Origin of the sequence: Glutamicibacter sp. MNS18 (genome assembly GCF_026107515.2) — a bacterium.
Classification (GTDB): Bacteria; Actinomycetota; Actinomycetes; order Actinomycetales; family Micrococcaceae; genus Glutamicibacter.
In genome coordinates this window covers 128693-149102 of sequence record NZ_JAPCHW010000005.1, presented here as the reverse complement: position 1 = coordinate 149102, position 20410 = coordinate 128693, and the positions used below count along the sequence as shown (strand labels likewise).

At 64.5% G+C, this 20410-nt stretch carries 17 protein-coding genes; 12 read left to right on the top strand and 5 right to left on the bottom strand.

Going from position 1 to position 20410, the window contains the following annotated elements; genetic code table 11:
• Positions 1 to 2 precede the first annotated feature (2 nt).
• On the bottom strand, positions 3 to 1355 hold the full coding sequence (locus OK351_RS08450) for a lipase family protein (protein ID WP_265157861.1): 1353 nt from the start codon (positions 1353 to 1355) through the stop codon (positions 3 to 5).
• A gap of 2 nt (positions 1356 to 1357) precedes the next feature.
• Positions 1358 to 1699, bottom strand: coding sequence for a hypothetical protein (locus OK351_RS08445; protein ID WP_265157859.1), 342 nt, complete (start codon positions 1697 to 1699; stop codon positions 1358 to 1360).
• 89 nt (positions 1700 to 1788) lie between these two features.
• On the opposite strand from OK351_RS08445, the gene purB reads away from it, so the two are divergent.
• Complete coding sequence (gene purB, locus OK351_RS08440; RefSeq protein WP_265157857.1) at positions 1789 to 3198, top strand: adenylosuccinate lyase; 1410 nt, start codon at positions 1789 to 1791, stop codon at positions 3196 to 3198.
• Positions 3199 to 3292: 94 nt separating this feature from the next.
• On the opposite strand, the gene OK351_RS08435 is transcribed toward purB, so the two are convergent.
• Together OK351_RS08435 and OK351_RS08430 are read right to left on the bottom strand one after the other, a co-directional pair.
• A complete protein-coding gene (locus OK351_RS08435) occupies positions 3293 to 4948 on the bottom strand; it encodes a BCCT family transporter (protein ID WP_265157855.1) in 1656 nt (551 codons plus the stop codon).
• 42 nt (positions 4949 to 4990) lie between these two features.
• The gene (locus OK351_RS08430) at positions 4991 to 5944 is read right to left on the bottom strand and encodes a flavin reductase (protein ID WP_265157853.1); all 954 of its coding nucleotides are present in this window, start codon (positions 5942 to 5944) and stop codon (positions 4991 to 4993) included.
• A gap of 117 nt (positions 5945 to 6061) precedes the next feature.
• Between OK351_RS08430 and OK351_RS08425 the strand changes: the two genes are divergently transcribed.
• The 10 genes from OK351_RS08425 (at position 6062) to OK351_RS08380 (ending at position 16862) form a co-directional block, all read left to right on the top strand.
• Positions 6062 to 6760: a GntR family transcriptional regulator gene (locus OK351_RS08425; protein ID WP_265157851.1), complete on the top strand. Its 699-nt coding sequence runs from the start codon at positions 6062 to 6064 to the stop codon at positions 6758 to 6760.
• 40 nt (positions 6761 to 6800) lie between these two features.
• The gene (locus OK351_RS08420) at positions 6801 to 7469 is read left to right on the top strand and encodes an amino acid synthesis family protein (protein ID WP_265157848.1); all 669 of its coding nucleotides are present in this window, start codon (positions 6801 to 6803) and stop codon (positions 7467 to 7469) included.
• A complete protein-coding gene (locus OK351_RS08415) occupies positions 7466 to 8017 on the top strand; it encodes an amino acid synthesis family protein (RefSeq protein ID WP_265157846.1) in 552 nt (183 codons plus the stop codon). The genes OK351_RS08420 and OK351_RS08415 overlap by 4 nt, the downstream gene beginning before the upstream one ends.
• 22 nt (positions 8018 to 8039) lie before the next feature.
• Positions 8040 to 8792, top strand: a complete 753-nt coding sequence (locus OK351_RS08410; protein WP_265157844.1) for an alpha/beta fold hydrolase — start codon at positions 8040 to 8042, stop codon at positions 8790 to 8792.
• Positions 8789 to 10273, top strand: a complete 1485-nt coding sequence (locus OK351_RS08405; protein ID WP_265157842.1) for an aldehyde dehydrogenase — start codon at positions 8789 to 8791, stop codon at positions 10271 to 10273. The genes OK351_RS08410 and OK351_RS08405 overlap by 4 nt, the downstream gene beginning before the upstream one ends.
• Positions 10274 to 10288: 15 nt before the next feature.
• Positions 10289 to 10495 (top strand): tautomerase family protein, encoded by a 207-nt coding sequence (locus OK351_RS08400; RefSeq protein ID WP_265157840.1) that lies wholly within the window; start codon positions 10289 to 10291, stop codon positions 10493 to 10495.
• A gap of 16 nt (positions 10496 to 10511) precedes the next feature.
• On the top strand, positions 10512 to 11582 hold the full coding sequence (locus OK351_RS08395) for an LLM class flavin-dependent oxidoreductase (protein ID WP_265157838.1): 1071 nt from the start codon (positions 10512 to 10514) through the stop codon (positions 11580 to 11582).
• 214 nt (positions 11583 to 11796) lie between these two features.
• Entirely contained in the window at positions 11797 to 13245 is a 1449-nt protein-coding gene (locus OK351_RS08390; RefSeq protein ID WP_371931411.1) for an MFS transporter, read from the top strand.
• Entirely contained in the window at positions 13246 to 15366 is a 2121-nt protein-coding gene (locus tag OK351_RS08385) for a molybdopterin oxidoreductase family protein (RefSeq protein WP_265157836.1), read from the top strand.
• The gene (locus OK351_RS08380) at positions 15363 to 16862 is read left to right on the top strand and encodes an FAD-dependent oxidoreductase (protein WP_265157834.1); all 1500 of its coding nucleotides are present in this window, start codon (positions 15363 to 15365) and stop codon (positions 16860 to 16862) included. Before OK351_RS08385 ends, OK351_RS08380 begins: the two co-directional genes overlap by 4 nt.
• 171 nt (positions 16863 to 17033) lie before the next feature.
• On the opposite strand, the gene nirD is transcribed toward OK351_RS08380, so the two are convergent.
• Positions 17034 to 17390 carry a nitrite reductase small subunit NirD gene (nirD, locus tag OK351_RS08375; RefSeq protein WP_265157832.1) on the bottom strand — a complete coding sequence of 119 codons (357 nt, stop codon included), beginning with the start codon at positions 17388 to 17390 and terminating at the stop codon, positions 17034 to 17036.
• A gap of 353 nt (positions 17391 to 17743) precedes the next feature.
• On the opposite strand from nirD, the gene nirB reads away from it, so the two are divergent.
• Positions 17744 to 20353: a nitrite reductase large subunit NirB gene (gene nirB / locus OK351_RS08370; RefSeq protein ID WP_265157830.1), complete on the top strand. Its 2610-nt coding sequence runs from the start codon at positions 17744 to 17746 to the stop codon at positions 20351 to 20353.
• The last annotated feature ends 57 nt before the right edge of the window (positions 20354 to 20410 follow it).

Below are 20410 nucleotides of genomic sequence, written 5' to 3'. Positions count from 1 at the left end.
GGTCAATGCGGTGGATTGATCCCGCTGAGCTTCCTGTAGTGCTCATCCTCACGCTTCGGGGTCGGCGCCGGTTCCTTCTTACGTCGCCGGAGCCGGAAGCTCTTGAGTTTCATCGGACCGGGCGCAAACATCAGGCTATTGATGATGGGGGCCAGCTCCGGATTCGGCGTGTTCTGCAGATGTTCCAGATGGTCCCGGTAGTTTTCCAGCTGGTGCCCCTTGCCGAACCCTTCGGAGTCCAGCGACTCGGGATCTGACGGTTCAGGGAACGTGACGGTAATCTGCTGACGCTTCCTCTTGTTGGGCATCCCGTCCATCCCGGGCACCGGATCCGTTTCGTCTTCCAGATGCAAGGACTTCACGTCTTGGGGCAAGGTCATCGGGCCGATCGGCGACCCCAGGGTCAGCACCGTCTTGATCTTGAACTTGTTGCGCAACAGTGGGTGCTTGGCCAGGTTGGCGATATGGATACCTCCTTGGGAATGGCCGCTGAGCACGACCTCGCTTCCCTCATGCGCCCCGCTGAACTCCAGGGCCTTGGCAAACGCCTCGGCATAGTTGTTCGAGTCATGCCCCAACGAATCCATGATGCCCCGGGGATCGAAGGGGTTACCGTCCCCGCGGTGCGGCTGAGTTCCCGGGACGATAACCAGGAAGACTTCCCGGCCCTCACTGCGGGTCCGTCCGATGAGGATCCGTGAGTCCTCTTGCCGCGACAGGTCCTGTAACCGATAGTAGCTGTCCAGGGTTCCGTCCATCGGTATCGGTGCCAGATCCTGGATCTGGTCGATCACGATCGGCTGACGCGGGAGCAGATTCTGCGTATCCAGGACCTCGGCGAACCGTTGCATCACGTCCTGGACCGGTGAGCCCAGCGGGTCCGTGGCGTTCCATGGCAGCAGTTCGACGTTGGCAAGCACTGCCAGCAGTTCCAGTAGCCGTTCGGTTTCATTGCGTGGCGGGCGCCAGTTGTTCTCCCGGGCCCCGGTGAAACCGTGCATCAGTGTGCCCGGTGTGCGCAACAGGGCGATCATGGCCCGCACTTTCCGTTCCGTTTCCGTGGCGTTGATAATCGCCTGCTCGACCTTGGTGGCGAGGTCCACCGCTTCGGATTCCCGCTGCCCTGACAACTGGATCAGATCCTGCAACTGCGTCCCGAAGTCGTGAAGTGCCGGTAGCCATGGGCTCAACCCGGCGGCATTCGCCCTCACCCGCGCTTCGATCCGGCAGGCTATGGCACGCATCAGACATTGCTGGAACAAGGTCTGCGCCCTGCGGGAGTGCAATGCCACAGCCCGGCAGGCCGCGGCGGCTTGTGCGTAATCCTCCGGGTTGTAATTGATTTCATACCCCATGGTTAACCCGCCAGTTGGTACTGCATGATCTGTTCTTCCAATACCGCCAGATCATTCATGGCGGCTACCAGCTGGTCCCGGGTTGAGGCAATAGCCAGCAACATCCGGCGGAGCTCCTCCGCCAGTTCGCCACTACGCTGGATGAACTCCTTTCCAGCGACTGTTTGCCATGTCAGGCCACTGATTGCCGTGAGTTCCCGGATCGCTGATGTAACCGCGGTCTCGGTTTCCGCCAGCTTGGTCCCCACCGAATCCAACGTCGCGTTGAACATCGTCGCTCGCCTCCCGATCTCCGGTTGACCGGGCAGCACGCCCGGATAAACTCCAGAATGCGGCCCGTTCACGTCACCCAGGAGGGCCTGCCCACCAGTTGTGGATGGAACCGGCTGTCGCAAAAGATGAGTCTGACGGCAAGTGATGGAAGAATATGGGCATGTCTGAGATTGCGCGCACTTCCCTTGCAAATGAACCCCTGGCACTTGGTGCACTTGATGGCCGTTACCGTTCGGCTGTCGCTCCCCTGGTGGACTACTTGTCCGAAGCGGCCCTGAACCGTGACCGGATCCACGTCGAGATCGAGTGGCTGATCCACCTGACTGACAATTCCGTCCTGCCGGGAACTTCCCCGCTGACCGCGGAGCAGAAGGCGGCCCTGCGCAAGATCGTGACCGATTTCAACGCCGACTCGGTGAAGGAACTTGCCGAGATCGAGGCCGTGACCGTCCACGATGTGAAGGCCGTGGAGTACTACATTGCCAACCGTCTGGAAGGCATCGGTATCGAGCAGTTGAAGCCACTGGTGCATTTCGGATGCACTTCGGAGGACATCAACAATTTGTCCTACGCCGTCGGGGTCCAGGGAGCTGTCGCCCGGGTCTGGCTGCCGGCGGCTCGCGACCTGGTCGCCCAGCTGGGCAAGATGGCCGAGGAATCCCGCGAGGTGCCGATGCTCTCACGCACCCACGGCCAGCCGGCCACCCCGACCACGCTGGGCAAGGAACTGGCCGTACTGGCCTGGCGCCTGACCCGCCAGCTGGATCGTATCGCCAAGACCGAGTACCTTGGCAAGATCAACGGTGCCACCGGCACCTATGCCGCACACTACGCCTCGGTTCCCGGTGCCGACTGGCAGCAGATCTCCCGGGGCTTCGTGGAACACCTGGGGCTGACCTGGAACCCGTTGACCACCCAGATCGAATCCCACGACTGGCAGGCCGAACTCTACGCGGACATCGCCCGCTTCAATCGCATCCTGCACAACCTGTGCACCGATATCTGGAGCTACATCTCCATCGGCTACTTCGCGCAGATTCCCGTGGCCGGGGCCACCGGCTCGTCGACGATGCCGCATAAGGTGAACCCGATCCGCTTCGAGAACGCCGAGGCGAACCTGGAAATCTCCAACGGCATCCTGGACACCCTGGCTTCTACCCTGGTCACCAGCCGGTGGCAGCGCGACCTGACCGATTCCTCCGGCCAGCGCAATATCGGAACCGGGATCGGGCACTCGTTGCTGGCGATCTCCAATGTCGCCAAGGGCCTGGATCGGCTCGACGTCGCCGAAGCGGTGCTCGCCGAGGATCTGGACCACAACTGGGAGGTGCTGGCCGAGGCCATCCAGATGGTGATGCGTGCAGAGTCCATCGCCGGTGTGGAAGGCATGGACAACCCCTATGAGCGTCTGAAGGACCTGACCCGTGGCCAGCGTGTGGATGCCGCCCGCCTGAAGGAATTCGTGGGTGAACTGGGGCTGTCGGCCGAAGCCGAACAGCGTCTGCAGTCGTTGACCCCGCATACCTACAACGGCATCGCTTCCCAGCTGGTGGACCACCTGAAGAAGTAGTCGACGTCCGTACGGCAAAGGGCCTGCCCAACGTTATCCCACGTTGCGACAGGCCCTTTGCTCGTTAAGGTCATGATGCCTTCCCTAGTTCCTCCTACCGCTTCACGGGCACTGGAGCATCTTCAGGGTCTTGGTTGGCCGGTGCGGCAAGCCTGGTATCCGAGCGCAGTTCCTTTATCAGCGAGATCGCCAGCAAGGTGACAATCACAGTGAACGGGACGGCCGAGAGAATTGCCGCTTGCTGCAAGGCCTGCAGGCCACCGACAATCAACAGCACGATCGCGCACACACCGGTCAACACGCCCCACACTGTTAGTACCGGTCGCTTCGGATACATGGCCCCGCCGGAGGTTAACGTCCCCAGAACGAAGGTATTCGAATCGGCCCCGGTAACGAAGAACATGACCACCAAGATGATCGTGAAAATCGAGGTAATCAATGGGAATGGTAGCTCGGCCAGCACCGCGAAGAATGTCGTATTGGTATCCACCAGGGTAGCTTCACCAATCCCAGTTGCGGTGTTCATCTGCTGATCCATAGCGGTGCCACCGAAGATACAGAACCAGATACTGAAAACCATCGAAGGAATTCCCAAGACCGCGGCGACGAACTCACGGATGGTCCGCCCCTTGGAAATACGGGCCAGGAAAATCCCGACGAACGCCCCCCAGCTCAGCCACCAAGCCATCATGAAGTAGGTCCACCATTGCATCCACTGCAAATCCTCGGCAGTTGATGGAGTCAACAATGCCACGGCGGGGAACTCGCCGACGAACTGTCCAACGGACCGGAAATAGATGTTGGTAATGAAACCGGTCGGCCCGGACACCAGCACGAAAAGGCCGATGATGGCGGCACCAACCATAGTTCCCTGGCTCAGCCATTTAATTCCCCGCCCCACTCCGGAGAGTGCAGACAGCGTGAAAATTACCGTGATTCCGGCAATGATGATGATCTTGACGATCAGGTCGTTGGGTAGGCCGGTAATCCGGTTCAAGCCCTCGGCGATCTGTGAGGCACCGAGTCCAAGCGAAGTGGTGGTACCAAACAACGTCGCCAGCACTGTGAAGATATCGATGGTCTTTCCCGCCCAGCCGTCCATCGACTTGCCAAGTACCGGACGCAACATCACAGATACCAGTCCGGAATTGCCACGACGGTGAGTCGAGTAAGCGATGGCCAGACCGAAGACACCGAACAAAGCCCAGGCGTTGGGTCCCCAGTCGAAATATGAGAATTGAAGCGCTGTCACCGCAGCATCGATGGTTTCCGCCTCTGCGCGTCCGTGGGGCGGAGACATGAAATGGGACATGGGTTCGGCTGCGCCATAACTGATCAGGCCAATGCCCATCACTGCCCCTAGGATCATGGCTATCCACGCCCAGTTGCTGAATTCCGGTCGGTCCGCATCCTTACCCAACCGTATTCTGCCGAAGCGGGAGATCGCCAGGAACAGCATCAGCCCTATGCAGCCCAATGTCACCAAAAGGTAGCTCCAGCCGATGTTCTTCGCTGCCCAGTTCGATGCGTTACTCATCAACTCGTTCAGGTTCTGCGGCGCCGATGCGGCCCAGATAACGAAACCGACGACCAGCGCCAGGGACATGAACAGCACACCGCCGGGTGCATAGATTTTCTTGTACACGCTCTTGGTTTCGTCTGCACTGCTGGCGCGCCGCAGTTCCCCACCGGTCAAGGTGGGGCCGCCGACGGGACCCCCGTACTGCCTGTGCTCAGGGTTGGTGTTCATCGCTTTCACGCTTTCTGGTTGGGTCAAAGATTGTCTGGGTACCTAGAGCTCGTTGAGCTTTGCCCCATCGAAGAATCGGCCGGCCTTGTAGACCATTGGTTCGAGTTGGGCCACTTCGGAGTGCTTCACCTTGGCGATGAACACGGTATGGGTCTTGGCTTGGAAACGTTCCTTGATCTCGGCCTCGATGGATGCCGCCGAGCCATCGATCAGTGGGCTACCGTTCGGTCCGGTATGCCAGTCGAGGGTGGCGAACTTGTCATCGCCCTTGGAAGCGAAAATGCCTACGGTATCGCGCTGCTCGTTGCTCATGATATTGATACCCAGGTGAGTTGATTTGAACAGCGAGGAGTATGTGCTCGTGGTTTTCTGAACACAGACGAGCACCAGCGGTGGCTCCAGCGACACCGAGACATAGGAGTTCGCGGCCAACCCACGGGGCTTGCCCTGGTCATCAACCGTTGTCACCACCGTCACGCCGGTGACAAATTGGCGGTTGAAGCCCTTGAGCTCCTCACGCCCCGGAATCCCGCTGAGGTCATCGACTACCACCCCATCGGACGGGGCTTCGAAGGCCGAACGCAGGGAAGGAACGCCAACATCGGCCAGCAATTCGGTTTGATCCCAGGTCACCTGCTCCGAGATCACCAACCCATCCTGGAGCGTCAGCAGATTCGACCCTCGGGTTTCAACCTTGTTCCCGGTTGCCGGCACTCCCTGAAGGTCGTTGGCGAAGGTTCCGTTGGTGTGCCAGAAGATGGCCGCGCTCTTCCCATCGGCATCCACCACGAGGCTGTCGATGGTGGTCACCAGGTCAGGGAAGGCCGCACGCACATCGAGGATGTCCTGCTTGAGCGCCTCAGCATCCACGACATGCTTCGATTGGGTGCTGATACGCCGGTACTCCGGGTGAAGGATCCCATCGAAGGCTTCTACCTCGCCACGATCCCAGGCTGATTCCCAAATGGCAGTGATTGATTCTTTGATTTGTTGCATGCAAGAAATGCTAGCATCGACTGTGATTCAGTCAACAGTTTTTTGGAATTTCCTGAAAAATCAACAGATTTTCAAGAATCCCTTGCATACAAGAGTGGCGCTCGTTAGAGTTCTTGTATGCAAGAGACTTCAACACTCGGAACCAAGAGCAAGCCTGATTCCGAGCCGCCACTGCTCAGCCGCCTGCGCCAGATGATCGTGACCGGGGCAGTCCAGCCCGGGGATCTACTGGCGGAAACGGCTCTGGCCCAGGACTTCGATGTCAGCCGTACCCCGATTCGCGAGGCACTCAAACAACTCGAGCGCGAGGGCTTGGTGGAAGTGCGCGCAAGGGTCGGAACATTTGTACGCAAACCCACCCAGCGTGAGATCCACGAGATGTTCGAGCTCAAGGAATCCTTCGAGGGTCTCGCCGCCGGTCTACTGGCCCGACGGGGGCCGGTGCCGGAACTGCAGCAGTTGCGGGAGAATGTGGCACGTTCCCAGGAAGCGGTCAAGAACGACGACTCGGAACTGTATTCCCATTTGGTTCACGAGTTCCACAGCACCTTGGTGGCCGGGGCCGACAACCGCAAGCTCTCCGAACACTACGACTTGCTCATGAACCAGTTGGCCTACCACCGGATCGTGTCCCAGACATTGAGTATGCCGGGACGGCTGCAGAACTCGGTGAAGGAGCATCAGGCCATTATCGATGCCATCAGCTCCAAGGATCCGCTGGCCGCGGAGCTGGTGATGCGGCGCCATGTCGCTTCCTCGGGTCAATCGGCTGTCCTCGCGGCTCTGCACGCGGATGATATAGACCAACCGGGTTGATAGCCCGGATCACGCAGACCTCCAAGCAAAGGAATACCAGATGAATAGCTTCATCGCCGAGCCGACGAGCCTCGTCGATCTAAGCAGCCGCACGACGTTGGACGACTACTCGGAAATCTCCGCCTCCATTGGGCTACGGAAGATCTCACGCACCGTCGAGGAAACCCCGCACGAGCAGCTGGGCAACATTACCCGGGCCACCGCAACCGCAGTGATCACCAACCCCTGGCTTGGTACCGGCACCGGCCATGAGCTGGCTGAACGGACCGAGGCCATCGCCCCGCTATTGGCTAAGCTGCTTTCCGACCGCCTGCTGGACGCCCTGGGCGGAGCCGGGAACATCGAAGCCTTCGGCAAGGCCGCACTCGTGGGCCTGGACGGCGAGATTGAACACGCCGGTGCACTGATCCATACCCCCTTCTTCGGAAACCTCCTGCGCGAGGCCCTGGGGGGCACCTCGATCCTGTGCTTTGTGGATGGGCGTGCCACAGCTGGCGAGACCTTGCGCATTCCGCTGTGGCACAAGACCGCCGCCGCAACCCGGACCCACTACCAGAGCCTGGAGCTCTTCCTGCCCGATGCCCCGCAAGCCGGGGAAATCGCGGTGATTGCCGCGGCATCCACCGGCCCACGCCCCCACGCACGCATCGGCGACCGCACCACCGATCGTCAAGTAACCTCCGAAATCCTGAAGGGAATCGCACTATGAACTACCGCAAACTCGTGACCATCATCGATGAAACCGTGACCGAGGGCGGACGCCCGGTTGAACCGGTGGCCCGCGTGGTCATTGTCGCCGCTGTTATTGACAACCCGTGGGCTGGTGAAGGTTTCGTCGAGGACCTGAACCCGGGTATCGACAAGGTCGCTTCGGCGGTGGGCGAGTTGCTCGCCCCGCGCGTCATCGAGGCTCTTGGTGCACCGTTGGAAGCCTATGGAAAGGCCGCCATCGTGGGCCTTGACGGGGAGATCGAGCATGGGTCGGCGCTGATCCACACCCTGAAGTTCGGAAACCACTTCCGTGACGCCGCCAACGCCACCACCCTGCTGCCCGCCGTGGAAAAGCGTGGACCTGCCGGAGTGCAGTTCGACATCCCGCTGAAGCACTTCACGGATGCGACCATCCGTTCCCATCACCAGAGCGTCGAGGTGAAGATCGCCGATGCCCCGCATCCCGATGAGATCCTGATCGCCCTGGCCGGTGCGACCCGAGGCCGTCCGCAGGAGCGTCTGGCCCCCCTGTCCACCGAGCAGTAGTCCACACGGAGGCGAAACGCGCATGAACAATACCAAGCAGCCACGGGTCGTCCTGTTGCACGGCGTCGGGTTGGACCACAGCATGTGGCAACCGCTGCAACAATTGCTGGGACGGGAGTCCGTTGCCTTGGACTTGCCGGGGCATGGCGCTCAGCCGGTACTACGGGAAAAACAGAACCTGGCCAGCCTTGCCGCCGATGTCCTGTCCCGCATCCCGGTGACCGAACCGGTGCATTTGGTGGGTTTCTCGCTCGGCGCACTTATCGCCCAGCACATTGCGCGCTTCGCCCCCGATCGGGTGCGGACCCTGGTTGCAGTCAATTCGGTCTGCCGCCGCACCCGGTCCGAATCGGCAGCCGTGGAACAGCGCCTGGCTACAGCCGGCACGGATTTCGCCGAAGGTGTGGACCGGGCCATCGAACGCTGGTACCCGCCCGCCGAAACCCGGGTACCGGGGGAGGTCATCGAAGCCACCCGACGGGTACTGCTGGCCAATGACCTGGAATCGTACCTGCACGCGTATGCGGTCTTCGCCCGCGGAGATCGTGAAATCGCCGGGGAGCTGGCAGCCATCGGCCAACCCACGCTGGCCATCACCGGCGAACTGGATCCCGGCTCGACACCCCAGATGTCGCACCGGTTGGGTGAAGTCGTTCCCAACTGCCAGGTGCGCATTGTTCCCGGCGCACGTCACATGCTGCCGGTGGAGAACGCGGCGGCGCTGGCCGCCGAGTTGAACAGATTTTTCAGCGACAACGAAGGGAAGTCGTCATGAGCGACCGTTACCTGCATTTCATCAACGGGGAATATGTCGCCCCGAGCGAGGAACGCTACTTCAGCAGCACCAACCCCGCCACCTTGGAAGTCCTCTATGAAGCCGCTCGCGGCAACGCGCAGGATATCGATCGTGCCGTCAGGTCAGCGCACCGGGCATTCACCTCACCGGCGTGGAGTGGCCTGAGCGCCACCGCCCGCGGCCACCTGCTGCGTCGGCTCGGGGACCTGGTCGTGGACAACGCGGAGAAGCTGGCACGCTACGAATCCCTGGACAATGGCAAGCTGCTGCGTGAGATGCGTGGCCAGCTGGCCACCCTTCCCGAGTACCTCTACTACTATGCCGGCTTGGCCGACAAGGTGCAGGGCTCCCAGGTTCCGGGCATGAACCCGGCGATCCTGAACTACACCCAGCGCGAGGCCCTGGGCGTGGTCGGCGCAATCACCCCGTGGAACTCCCCATTGACCCTGACCACCTCGAAAATCGCGCCGGCCCTGGCCGCGGGCAATACCGTGGTCATCAAGCCCAGCGAATACACCTCGCGGACCGTGCTGCTGTTGGCGGAGTTGGCCGACCAGGCGGGCTTCCCCGCAGGGGTCATCAACGTGGTTACCGGGTACGGTGCCGAGGCCGGTGCGGCGCTGGTGTCGCACCCGTTGCTGGCCAAGATCTCCTTCACCGGCTCCACCGCCACCGGGTCCCACATCGCCTCCCAGGCCGCCAGCCGCTTCATCGGCTGCACCCTGGAACTGGGCGGCAAGAGCCCGAATATCGTCTTCGGGGATGCCAACGTGTCCAACGCCGCCATGGGCGTGGTCGCCGGAATCTACGCCGCAGCCGGGCAGACCTGCATCGCAGGCAGCCGGGTCTTCGCACACACCTCGGTGTACGACGAACTGCTGGAAAAGGTCACCGAAAGGGCCCGCTCGATCATCATCGGCAACCCGTTGGACGATGCCACCGAGCTCGGACCGCTGGCCTTCGCCGACCAGTTGGAAAAGGTCGCCTCATACGTGAAGATCGGCGCTGACGAGGGTGCGACTGTGCTCGCTGGCGGGGGCCGGCCGGAAGGCCTGGAACTTCCCGGGTATTTCTTCTCCCCCACCGTGCTCACCGACGTGAACAACGACATGCGGGTGGTGCGCGAAGAAATCTTCGGCCCCGTCGCCGCGATCATGCCCTTCGAGCACGAGGACGAACTGCTGGCCATGGCCAACGACACCGAATACGGCCTGGCCGCCGGGGTCTGGACCCAGAACCTGGCTCGTGCCCACCGCATGGCCCGCAAACTGGAGGCCGGGACCGTGTGGGTGAACACCTATCGTGCCATGTCCCCGATGTCCCCGCGACAGGGCTTCAAGAGCTCCGGCGTGGGCATCGAGCACGGTCTGGAATCCATGAACGAATACACCCGTCTCAAGAGCGTCTGGATCAACACCGATGAATCCCCGGTGGCCGATCCATTCGTGATGCGCGCCTAGGCCCCTGGAAACGATATGCCATTGATAGATGTGTCCATCGCCCGAGGGCGCAGCCCCGAGCAGCTGCGTGCCCTGATCAGTGCCCTGCACACGGCAGCCGTGGACACCGTGGACGCGGCGCCCGAGAACATTACCGTCATCGTGCGCGAGATCGAGCATGAGCACTGGTCCCGGGCCAACGTCACCATCGCCGAGCGCAACACGTCGAAGACTACAGAGTAAGGAAGGAAGACAAGCCATGCGTTTTTCCCTGTTCATCCATATGGAACGCTATGACGATTCGATCAGCCACGAAGAGCACTTCGAGAACCTGGTCGAGTTGACCCAATTGGCCGAAGCGGGTGGGTTCAGCACGGTGTGGATCGGTGAGCACCACTCGATGGAGTACACCGTCTCACCGAATCCCCTCCCCCAGCTGGCCTATCTGGCCGCCAAGACCTCGACCATCCGACTGGGCGCCGGTACCATCATCGCTCCATTCTGGAACCCCATCCGTGCGGCGGGCGAAGTCGCGCTGCTGGATGTCATCAGCAATGGTCGGGCCGAACTCGGGGTGGCCCGCGGCGCCTACCAGTTCGAGTTCGACCGGGTTGCCGGTGGATTGCCTGCCACCGATGGCGGACAGCATATGCAGGAACTGATTCCCGCCGTCAAGAAGCTCTGGGAAGGCGACTACGCCCACGACGGCGAGGTTTGGCAGTTCCCGACCTCGACCTCGGTTCCGAAACCCGTACAGAAACAGGTTCCTGTCTGGGTTGCCGCGCGCAGTCCCGAGTCCCATGATTATGCGGTTGCCAACGGCTGCCACGTGATGGTCACCCCGCTGATGAAGGGGGACGAGGAAGTCGAGTCGCTGGTTCAGAAGTTCGAAACCGCCATCGCCAACCACCCCGAGGTGACCCAGCGTCCCGATATCATGGTGCTGCGCCACACCTATGTCCATGCAGCCGACGAGCCCGAGGGCTGGCGGCCGGCGGCCGAAGGGATCCAGAAATTCTACCGGACCTTTGATGCCTGGTTTGGCAACAAGAACGTCCCGGAAGCCGGCTTCCTTGAACCCAGCCCGATCGAGAAATTCGCGGGGCGTGACGAATTCACCCCTGAATCGTTGCACAAGACCGCGATGATCGGCACTCCCGCCGAAGTCATCGAACGGCTTCGCCGTTACGAGGCCCTGGGTGTGAGCGAGTACAGCTTCTGGAGCGACAACACCCTGAGCCACGAGCAGAAAAAGCAGTCGTTGCAGCTGTTCATCAACGAAGTGGTCCCGCACTTCGCACGCGACGAAGTGCACGCGAAGGCCAAGTAGGCCAGCTGAGGATGCAGGGCTGGGCCCGCCGGTTAACGGCGGGCCCAGCCTTGTCTCATCGGTGCCGGGGCCCCTCCACCACCCGTACGCCCCTGGCCCCGAACGGGCTCGTTTCCGGCAGGTTTCGGGTTCCTAGCCGGTGGCTGCTCCCCCGGTTACCAAGAATTGCCATCGGTGCAACACTAACTGCACGGTCGTGAAATACCACTCTGGAATGCTCAAAGGCATCAACCACGAGTGGAAGGGAACTCTTCGCGTGAGCATCCGACTGGAATCCCAAGCGCAAACGACCACAACGACGGCCCCGCCAACAACCGCCCTGGCCATCACCAAAGGACGTTGGATCACCAACTGGGATGCGGAAAATCCCGAATTCTGGAATAGCGTCGGGCGTGCCACCGCCACCAGGAACCTCAAGTGGTCGATCTTCGCCGAGTTCCTGGGCTTCATCGTCTGGCAGCTGTTCGCCATCGTCGCCGTCTACCTGCCCACGGCCGGATTCGACTACACCACTTCCCAACTGTTCTGGCTGATCTCGATGCCCAGCCTGGTCGGCGCCACCCTGCGCATCCCCTACACCTTCATGGTGGCCCGCTTCGGCGGGCGCAACTGGACCATCATCTCCGCCCTGCTGCTGCTGATCCCGGCCGGCGGGCTGGCCCTGGCCGTGTCCACCACCGCCACCCCCTTCTGGGTGATGCTGGTGCTGGCCGGGCTGGCCGGCTTCGGCGGCGGCAACTTCGCCTCGTCGATGGCCAATATCACCTACTTCTACCCGGCTGCGCAGAAGGGTTGGGCGCTGGGGCTGAATGCCGCCGGTGGCAACCTGGGCGCCGCGGTCGCCCAGCTGCTGGTGCCGATCGCCATCACCATCTTCGCCGCCGGGTCCCTGCAGCTGCCCATGGCCGGGTTGATCTGGATCCCGTTCATCCTGCTGGCCGTGGTCGGGGCCAGCCGCCACATGCACAACCTGAGCAATGCCCGCTCGGATGTGCGTGGGGCGTTGGCCTGCCTGGGAGAGAAACACCTGTGGATCATCGCCAGCCTGTACATCGGGACCTTCGGCTCGTTCATCGGCTTCTCCGCGGTGTTCCCGAAGCTGCTGCTGGATGTCTTCCCCGGGTTCTCCTCCTTCCAGCTGGGCACCGCGGTGATCTCGTTGGCGTTCCTGGGCCCGCTGGTCGGCTCGCTGGCCCGACCCTATGGCGGGAAACTCGGTGACCGTTTCGGCGGGGCGCGCGTGACCATGTCCTCACTGGCCGTCATGGCCGCGGTGACCGTTGGGGTGATCCTGACTTTGCCGCTGGCGAACCTGTGGATCTTCATGGCGTTGTTCCTGGCGCTGTTCACCACCAGCGGCATCGGCAACGGATCGACCTACCGGATGATCCCGGCGGTGTTCGCCCTGCGTGCGGCGGGTGAGACCAGCGCCGAAGCCAGGGCGGTGGTGGCCCGCAAGGCCGCCGCGGCCCTGGGCCTGATCTCCGCCATCGGCGCCTACGGCGGCTTCCTGGTCCCCCAGGCGCTGGGACTGTCGATCGCCCGGACCGGCTCCTATGTTCCGGCCTTCGGGGTGTTCGTCGCCGTGTACCTGCTGCTGATGTGCGTCACCTGGTACTGCTACCTGCGCCGCGGTACCATCTATGCCGACCAGGGAGTCTAGATGGGCAGCACCGCGACGCACTGTCCGTACTGCGCCCTGCAATGCGGGATCAGCCTGCAGGCCCAACCGGCCTCGGAGCACGAACCACTGGCCCTGAGCGGCCGGGACTTCGAAACCAACGGCGGGGCCCTGTGCCGCAAGGGCTACAGCGCCGCACGCCTGCTGGCGCACCCGGAGCGGCTGCAGTCCCCGCTGCTGCGCCAGCCCGACGGCTCCTTCGCCCCCATCGGCTGGGAACAGGCGCTGGACCTGGTGGCCCGGCAGGTGCGCGACACCCGTACGGCCCATGGCGCGGATGCCGTGGCGGTTTTCGGCGCCGGCGGGTTGACCAACGAAAAGGCGTACCAGCTGGGGAAGTTCGCGCGGCTGGCGCTGGGCACCTCGCGCATCGACTACAACGGCCGGTTCTGCATGTCCTCCGCCGCGGCCGGGGCGAACCGGGCCTTCGGGCTGGACCGCGGGTTGCCCTTCCCGCTGGCGGACCTGGACCGGGCGGCGATGATCCTGATGCTCGGCTCCAATGTGGCCGACACCATGCCCCCGTTCGTCCGCCATCTGGAAGGCGCCCGGGCCAGCGGCGGGCTGGTGGTCGTGGACCCGCGCCGTTCGGCCACCGCGAAACTGTGCGATGGTTCCGGCTGGCACCTGCAACCCACCCCGGCCACCGACCTGCAGCTGCTGTTGGGCCTGTGCCATGTGCTGCTGGCCGAATCGCTGGTGGATGCCGACTACCTGGCCCGGCGCACCACCGGGCTGGCCCAGTTGCGCTCCTCGGTGGCCGCCTGGTGGCCCGAACGCACCGAAGCGGTCACCGGGGTCCCGGCCTCACAGATCCGGCGTACCGCCCGCGAGCTGGCCGCCGCCGCGCAGGCGGCCAGGTCCGGGGCGGACCCGGTCTACATCCTCACCGGCCGGGGTGTGGAACAGCATGAGAACGGCACCGATACCGTCACCGCGGCAATCAACCTGGCGCTGCTGCTGGGACTGCCGGGCACCCGCGCCGGCGGGTACGGCACCATTACCGGCCAGGGCAACGGCCAGGGCGGGCGGGAGCACGGGCAGAAATGCGACCAGCTGCCGGGCTACCGCAAGATCACCGACCCGGAACACCGCGCGCACGTCGCGCGGGTATGGGGTGTGGACCCCGAGGTGATTCCCGGTCCCGGGGTGCCGGCCACCGAGCTGCTGCACACCCTGGGCACCGACGACGGGGCGCGGATGCTGCTGGTCCACGGGTCGAACCCGGCCCTGTCCTCCCCCGATGCCTCACAGGTCATTGCCGGGCTGCGCCGCCTGGACTTCCTGGTGGTGGCCGACTTCTTCCTCTCCGAAACCGCCGCCGAAGCGCACCTGGTGCTCCCGGTACTGCAATGGGCCGAAGAGGAAGGGACCATGACCAACCTCGAGGGCAGGGTGCTGCGCCGCCGCGCCGCACTGCAACCGCCACCCCAGGCACGCGACGAACTGTGGATCTTCGCCGAACTGGCGCGCAGGCTCGACGCCCCGGGCACGTTCTCCAGCGACCCGCGCGAGGTCTTCGAGGAACTGCGCCGCGCCTCGGCCGGCGGGTTGGCCGACTACTCCGGCATCGACTGGGAGGACCTGGATGCCGGGGCAGCGGTGTACTGGCCCTGCCCGCGCGGGACCCGCATCACCGGCACCCGTTCGGGTACCCCGCGGCTTTTCCTCAACCGCTTCGCCCACCCGGACGGCAAGGCCCGGCTCACCGCCGTGCACGCCACCGCCCAGATCCATCGTCCCGGCCGGCTCTCGCTGGTCACCGGGCGGTTGCTGGAGCACTACCAGTCCGGCACCCAGACCCGCCGGGTCGAGGAACTGGCCGCGGCGGCTCCGGAAGCCCGGCTGGAAATCCACCCGGCCACCGCCCTGGCCTACGGCATCGCCGAGGGCCAACGTGTGCAACTGGACAACGAACGCGGCCGGGTCATCGCCCGGGCCGCGCTGAGTACCGACATCCGCCTGGACACGGTGTTCCTGCCCTTCCACTTCCCCGGCGGCAACAACGCCAACGTGCTGACCGAGACGCTGGTGGACCCCAGCAGCGCCATGCCGGAGTTCAAGCACACCACCGTATCGCTACACCCCCTGGAGGAGCGATGAAGCACACCGAACGCATCGTCATCATCGGTTTCGGCCCGGTGGCCGCCTCGCTCATCGAGGGGCTGCTGCCCGGTGTCAGCGCCGGAACCATCGAGCTGAGCGTCATCTCGGCCGAACCGGAACTGGCCTATAACCGGGTGCTGCTGGCCGAGGTGGCCGTGGGGGCCGCCGCCGCCGAGCACCTCAACATGGTCGACGGCCAGCGCCTGCGCGAAGCCGGGGTGAAACTGCATCTGGGGGTCACCGCCACCGGGGTGGACCGCTCCCGACGCCGGGTGCACCTGGCCGGGGCCGCACCGCTGGCCTACGACCGGCTGGTGTTCGCCACCGGCGCCCGCCCGGTCATCCCCTCGCTGAACGGCCTGAACTTCGACCCGCACGCCGAATCCGCGCTCCCCGCCGGGGTGCTGGCGCTGCGCACCCTCCAGGACGCCCACGACCTGCAACAAATCCTGTCCCGACGCGGCCGGGTGCTGGTACTGGGCGGCGGCATCCTGGGGATCGAGGCCGCGCTGGCCATGGCGCAGGCCGGGCATCAACCCGTGCTGGTCCACCACGGTCCGGCCCCGCTGGGCCGGGTGGTGGACGCCGATGGCGGCAGGCTGCTCATCGGCAGCCTGCAGGCCGCCGGGGTCGAGGTCGTCTCCGGGGTGAAGGCCACCGGGATCCACACTGCACAGGGTTTCACCGGTTTGGCCACCGACACGCACGGCATCATCGCCGGCGACGGGCTGCTGATCTCCACCGGAGTGCGTGCCCGCACCGAACTGGCCGCCAGTTGCGGCCTGGAAACCAACCGGGGTATCCGCACCAACAAGTACCTCGCCGCGGACACCGAACACCGCGTCTTCGCCCTGGGCGACTGCGCCGAGGTGGACGGGCACCCGCCGGTGGGACTGCTGGCCCCGGGCTGGGCCCAGGCCAGCTGGCTGGCCGGTTTCCTGCTCAACCACCGGGCACCACGGCCCGATGGGCCCTCCCGCCCGATTCCCGCCGACCTGCCCGCGCCGGTCTTCGACACCTCCGATGTGCTCATGCTCAAGGGCCAGGGCCTGGAAGTCACCGCCGCAGGGGACACCTCCGGCGGGTTATTCGACCAGGACAAGCAGGTGGTGGTCTACGCCGATCCGGCCAACGGCCGCTACCTGCGCCTGGTGACCCGCGATGCGGTCCCGAAGGGGTTTGTGGCCATGGGGCTGCCACGCACCGCGGCGGAGCTGGTGCTCGCCTACGAACGCGGCACCGCCCTGCCAAAGGATGCCTCCACCCTGCTCCGGCTGGATGATCCGGCCGACCAGTCACCGGCCGTCGCCCCGGGCCCCGGCGACCAGTTATGCCGTTGCTCGGGCGCCACCTACGGCGAGGTGGAACACGCGGTGGAATCCGGGTGCACCACGGTGACCGAGGTGGGCGAGAGCTGCCGGGCAGGCACCGGTTGCGGCGGGTGCAAGGCCACCATCGAGCAGATGCTGAACAAGCTGCCGGTGCCCGCCTGAGCAGGAACCGCGTTCCCTGGTGCACCTCCGGTTGACGCACAGATGGACCCCCGGTCCGTAGACCGGGGGTCCATCTGTGCAGGATGCTCCGCTAGCTGGCGATCGGCTCCTCCTCCTGGGTCTCAAACCATCCTTGCCATTCGGAATGTTCCATCTGGATCGCCTCGGTACTCATTTCCCCTCCAGGCAGATCCGGCCTTCGTGCACAACCACCGGGTGGACCGGCAACGGTGCGGTGTCGGCGTTCAGGCAGTGACCGGTATCCAGCCGGTAGACCTCCTTGTGCAGCGGGCAGGCGACGGTGGCCACCCGCGTCCCGTCGATGGTCGTATCCCCGACGATGCCGCGGGCCATGACCTTGGCCTCGCTGCCGGGGCAATGGTGGGAGACCGCGAAATACTCCTCGACGCCGGTCCGGAACAGGGCGATCTGCTCACCGTCGATCCAGGCCGCTTCCCCCCAACCGATTTCCAGATCTTCCGGGCCGCAGACCGGTACCAGGGTGTGTTCGAGAACTGTGATGCTCATCGGTGCGTTCCTTTCGGGTGAAAACTCTGTGATGGCTCGAGCCTAGGACGCTCGTGTTTCACCTGTGGCGTTACCCTGTTGCCTTGCGGTAAAGCGTCTCTAACCCGCAGAAAAGGGCGGAAGAGATCGAATATCCCGCAGCATTCCCCGGGTTTTCATGCTGCCGCCGACACCGGGAGCGCGGTGCGTCCCGGCCAATGAGTCGGGGTTCTTTCGCCGATCTCACCGGCCTTTTCCGCCGTGGTGGAGAAAATTGCCGTGCCCGAAACATTCGGGAAATTCGAGGGCAAAATCCGTTCCCTAGGCTGGGAGCAACCCATCCCTTGGTTTCCGAGCGAAAGTCGAGTTCAAGCATGGAACACTCCCACGGACCACGCCAGATAGTCGTCGTCGGAGGCGGCCCCGCAGCACACCGGTTCACCGAGGCGCTCGCCGGCCGCGAACCGGACGACCTGCACATCACCGTACTCACCGAGGAGCCCCACCTGCCCTACGACAGGGTCGCCCTCTCCCAGGCGCTGACCAGCCCCGGGGTCGATCTGACCCTGGGTGACAAGGCATTGTGGGAAGAAGAGCACGTCACCCTGGTGACCGGGGCGAAGGTCACCGACCTGGACAGCCTGGGCCACACCGTGACCACCGCCGACGGGCGCAGCTTCGGCTACGACGAGCTGGTGCTGGCCACCGGTTCGAACGCCGCCACCCTGCCGATTCCCGGTGCCGAGCACACCCACGTGTACCGCACCCTGGAGGATGTGTGGGGCATCGCCGAGTCGGTGAAGACCCTGGCCGCCACCCTGGGCCGTGCCCCGCGGGTAGCCACCATCGGCGGCGGGTTGCTGGGACTCGAGGCCGCCGCCGGGGCCCAGGCCCTGGGCGCCGAGGCGGTCATCATCGACGGCGGCAACTGGCTGATGGGCACCCAGCTCGATGAAGGCGCCGGGCAGGCGCTGGGCCGGCTCATCGCGCAGAAGGGCTTCACCGTGCACGGCGGGGTCTTCCCCAAGGAAATCGTCACCGACGCCTCGGGGGTGACCGGGGTGCTGATGGCCGACGAGCGCCACATCGACGCCGACATGGTGGTGGTCTCCATCGGGGTGCGCCCCCGCGATGAGATCGCCCGGCGGTACAACGAACAGCTGGATACGGCCGATAGCGGGGCCACCCGCTTCGGGATGGGGCCGCGCGGCGGCATCGTGATCAACGCGCAGTGCGCTACCGACATCGAGAACGTCTGGGCCATCGGCGAGGTGGCGAACTTCGGCGGGATGTGCATCGGCCTGGTGGCCCCGGCCAACGCCATGGCCGAGGTGCTCGCCGAGAACCTGGTGGGCGGGAATGCCGAATTCACCGGGTTCGACACCGCCACCAAGCTCAAGCTCTCCGGGGTGGATGTGGCCAGCTTCGGCGACGCCTTCGCCCGCACCGCCGGCGCACTGGAGGTCGTCTACGCCGACGCCCCGCGCGGCCTCTACCAGAAGGTGGTGGTCTCCGAGGACGCCAAGCAACTGCTCGGTGGCATCTTCGTCGGGGACGCCAGCCCGTACCAGATGCTGCGCCCGCTGCTGGGCCGCGAACTGCCCGGTGAACCCGGCGCCTACCTCAGTGCCCTGGGCGGCGAGCTCCCCGAGGGGGAACTGCCCGATGACGCGGTGCTGTGTTCGTGCAACAATGTCGCGGCCGGGGCGATCCGCGACGCGGTGGGTGGCTGCGGCAGCTGCGAGGGCCAGCAGCCGGTCACCAAGCTCTCCGAGCTGAAGTCCTGCACCCGCGCCGGAACCCAGTGCGGCTCCTGTGTGCCGATGCTCAAGAAGCTCATGGAAGCGGAAATGCTCAAGAACGGCGCCGAGGTCTCCACGGCCATGTGCGAGCATTTCGCCTTCTCCCGTGCGGAGCTGTTCGAGGCCGTCCGGCTGGCCGGGTTGGGCACCTACCCGCAGATCATGGAGCGCTTCGGCACCGGGGCCGGCTGCGATATCTGTAAGCCGGCGATCGCCTCGATCCTGGCCTCGCAAACCAATGTGCACCCGATGGACGCGGGCCTGGCCGGCGCCCAGGACACCAATGACCGGGTCATGGCGAACATGCAGAAGGACGGCACCTACTCGGTGGTCCCGCGCATCCCGGGTGGGGAGATCACCCCGGACAAGCTCGCGGTGCTTGCCCAGGTCGCCAAGAAGTACGGGCTGTACACCAAACTCACCGGTGGTCTTCGCATCGACATGTTCGGCGCCCGGCTGGAACAGTTGCCGGAGATCTGGCGCGAGCTGGTGGATGCCGGCTTCGAATCCGGCCAGGCCTACGGCAAGTCGCTGCGCAATGTGAAAACCTGTGTGGGCTCCAGCTGGTGCCGCTACGGGATGCTGGATTCGGTGGCCCTGGGCATCGAGATGGAGTTGCGCTACCGCGGGCTGCGCGCCCCGCACAAGTTCAAGATGGGCGTCTCGGGCTGTGCCCGCGAGTGCGCCGAGGCCCGGGCCAAGGACGTGGGCGTGATCGCCACCGCCGAGGGCTGGAACCTGTACGTGGGCGGCAACGGCGGGGCGAACCCGGCCCACGGCCAGCTGCTCGCCGGGGGCCTGGATGACCGGACCCTCTTCCGCTACATCGACCGCTACCTGATGTACTACATCCGCACCGCCGACCGGCTGCAGCGCACCGCGCACTGGATGCAGGACCTGGACGGCGGGCTGGACATGGTCCGTTCGGTGGTGGTGGACGATTCCCTGGGCCTGGGCGCGGAATTGGAAGAGGCCATGGAAACCCACGTGGCTGGCTACCAGGACGAATGGGCCGCGACGCTGAACGATCCGGAGAAGCTCAAGCGTTTCCGTTCCTTCGTCAACGCCCCGCAGGTCTCGGACCCGGATCTGGCCTATGTCCCCGAGCGTGGGCAGCACCGTCCGGCCGAACCGGTCCGGCTGGGTGCCACCATCGCCGTGGGAGCGCCGGGCAGGGAGTAGGCAGAAAGTGGCATTGCATCCCTTGATTTGAGACTCAGTTCCATTACTATGGAGTAG

Excerpts from the sequence above, each read along its gene's own strand:
- OK351_RS08405 (WP_265157842.1), top strand. The coding sequence starts at position 8,789 with ATGAGCGACCGTTACCTGCATTTCATCAACGGGGAATATGTCGCCCCG.
- OK351_RS08450 (WP_265157861.1), bottom strand. The coding sequence starts at position 1,355 with ATGGGGTATGAAATCAATTACAACCCGGAGGATTACGCACAAGCCGCC.
- OK351_RS08390 (WP_371931411.1), top strand. The coding sequence starts at position 11,797 with ATGCTCAAAGGCATCAACCACGAGTGGAAGGGAACTCTTCGCGTGAGC.
- OK351_RS08420 (WP_265157848.1), top strand. The coding sequence starts at position 6,801 with ATGAATAGCTTCATCGCCGAGCCGACGAGCCTCGTCGATCTAAGCAGC.
- OK351_RS08385 (WP_265157836.1), top strand. The coding sequence starts at position 13,246 with ATGGGCAGCACCGCGACGCACTGTCCGTACTGCGCCCTGCAATGCGGG.
- OK351_RS08395 (WP_265157838.1), top strand. The coding sequence starts at position 10,512 with ATGCGTTTTTCCCTGTTCATCCATATGGAACGCTATGACGATTCGATC.
- purB (WP_265157857.1), top strand. The coding sequence starts at position 1,789 with ATGTCTGAGATTGCGCGCACTTCCCTTGCAAATGAACCCCTGGCACTT.
- OK351_RS08380 (WP_265157834.1), top strand. The coding sequence starts at position 15,363 with ATGAAGCACACCGAACGCATCGTCATCATCGGTTTCGGCCCGGTGGCC.
- OK351_RS08410 (WP_265157844.1), top strand. The coding sequence starts at position 8,040 with ATGAACAATACCAAGCAGCCACGGGTCGTCCTGTTGCACGGCGTCGGG.
- nirD (WP_265157832.1), bottom strand. The coding sequence starts at position 17,390 with ATGAGCATCACAGTTCTCGAACACACCCTGGTACCGGTCTGCGGCCCG.
- OK351_RS08425 (WP_265157851.1), top strand. The coding sequence starts at position 6,062 with ATGCAAGAGACTTCAACACTCGGAACCAAGAGCAAGCCTGATTCCGAG.
- OK351_RS08435 (WP_265157855.1), bottom strand. The coding sequence starts at position 4,948 with ATGAACACCAACCCTGAGCACAGGCAGTACGGGGGTCCCGTCGGCGGC.
- OK351_RS08415 (WP_265157846.1), top strand. The coding sequence starts at position 7,466 with ATGAACTACCGCAAACTCGTGACCATCATCGATGAAACCGTGACCGAG.
- OK351_RS08400 (WP_265157840.1), top strand. The coding sequence starts at position 10,289 with ATGCCATTGATAGATGTGTCCATCGCCCGAGGGCGCAGCCCCGAGCAG.
- nirB (WP_265157830.1), top strand. The coding sequence starts at position 17,744 with ATGGAACACTCCCACGGACCACGCCAGATAGTCGTCGTCGGAGGCGGC.
- OK351_RS08430 (WP_265157853.1), bottom strand. The coding sequence starts at position 5,944 with ATGCAACAAATCAAAGAATCAATCACTGCCATTTGGGAATCAGCCTGG.